1 protein-coding gene and 2 pseudogenes are annotated in these 1,013 nt (G+C 76.1%); all 3 read left to right on the top strand.

Going from position 1 to position 1,013, the window contains the following annotated elements; translation table 11 throughout:
• Positions 1-285, top strand: a pseudogene (locus N869_RS15385) (thymidine phosphorylase); the annotation flags it as partial.
• A gap of 134 nt (positions 286-419) precedes the next feature.
• On the top strand, positions 420-641 hold the full coding sequence (locus N869_RS15380) for a hypothetical protein (protein WP_035063129.1): 222 nt from the start codon (positions 420-422) through the stop codon (positions 639-641).
• Positions 642-716: 75 nt separating this feature from the next.
• Positions 717-1,013 (top strand): annotated as a pseudogene (locus tag N869_RS15375) (adenosine deaminase); the annotation flags it as partial.

Here is a 1,013-nt window from a genome sequence, read left to right as displayed (position 1 = left end):
GTGCTCGTCGGGCTCGACGCGCTCGCGGTCGGGGTCGCCGCCTGGCGGTTGGGCGCCGGGCGGGCCCGCAAGGAGGACCCCGTCCAGGCGGGGGCCGGCGTCGAGCTGCACGCCAGGCCCGGCGCCCTGGTCAGGGCAGGCCAACCGATCATGACCCTGCACACCGACACCCCCGAACGGTTCGACCGCGCCCGGCAGGCCCTGGCCGACGCCGTCGTCATCGCCCCCGAGGGGTCCAGGCCCCCCGAGCGCCCCCTCGTCCTGGAGCGCGTCGCCGCGGACTGACTCCTCCCACCGGCGACCGTCCCCGCGCTGTGGCAGGACGCCGCCGCCCGGGTCACCATGGGTACGTCCTGGCCCGCCGTCGGCGGGCCGGGTTCATGGGCCCGCCGACGGCGGGCACGAGCGAGAGGAGCGCCATGAGCACGACGCCAGGTGACAGCACGTGGGCGGACGCGGGACTCGTGCCACCGGACAGCTCCCAGGTCCCCGACTCCACCCGCGAGACCGTGCCGGTGGAGCCCGAGCACCAGCCGGCGGCACCCCGGCCCGACCTGCGGGACGAGGCGAACGAGCCGGACGTCGTCGAGCAGGCCCAGGACCTGCCCGAGGACCCCTCGGACGACTACGTCGAGATCTGAGCCGATCGGGTGTCCCGACGGCGCGCCCCGGCCCGCGGCAACCTGCCACGGGCCGGGGCGCAGTAGCGTGGACCGGTGCCCCCGCCCCTGACCCTCGAGACGATCACGGCGTTGCCCAAGGTGCTCCTGCACGACCACCTCGACGGGGGTCTGCGCCCCACCACGCTCCTGGAGCTCGCCGACGAGATCGGCCACCGGCTCCCCGCGGACGCCCCGGACGCGCTCGCCGCCTGGTTCACCGCCACCGCCTCCGCCGGGTCGCTCGTGGAGTACCTCACCACCTTCGAGCACACCGTGGCGGTCATGCAGACCGTCACCGCCCTGCACCGCATCGCGTCCGAGGCCGCCCAGGACCTCGCCGCGGACGGGGTC

It is taken from the genome of Cellulomonas bogoriensis 69B4 = DSM 16987 (assembly GCF_000767165.1).
GTDB lineage: Bacteria > Actinomycetota > Actinomycetes > Actinomycetales > Cellulomonadaceae > Actinotalea > Actinotalea bogoriensis.
The sequence above is the reverse complement of the archived record's forward strand: the minus strand, read 5'-3'. Positions and strand labels throughout refer to the sequence as shown.

Bases quoted from the DNA above. Each gene is read 5' to 3' on its own strand.
- N869_RS15380 (WP_035063129.1), top strand. From the start codon at position 420: ATGAGCACGACGCCAGGTGACAGCACGTGGGCGGACGCGGGACTCGTG.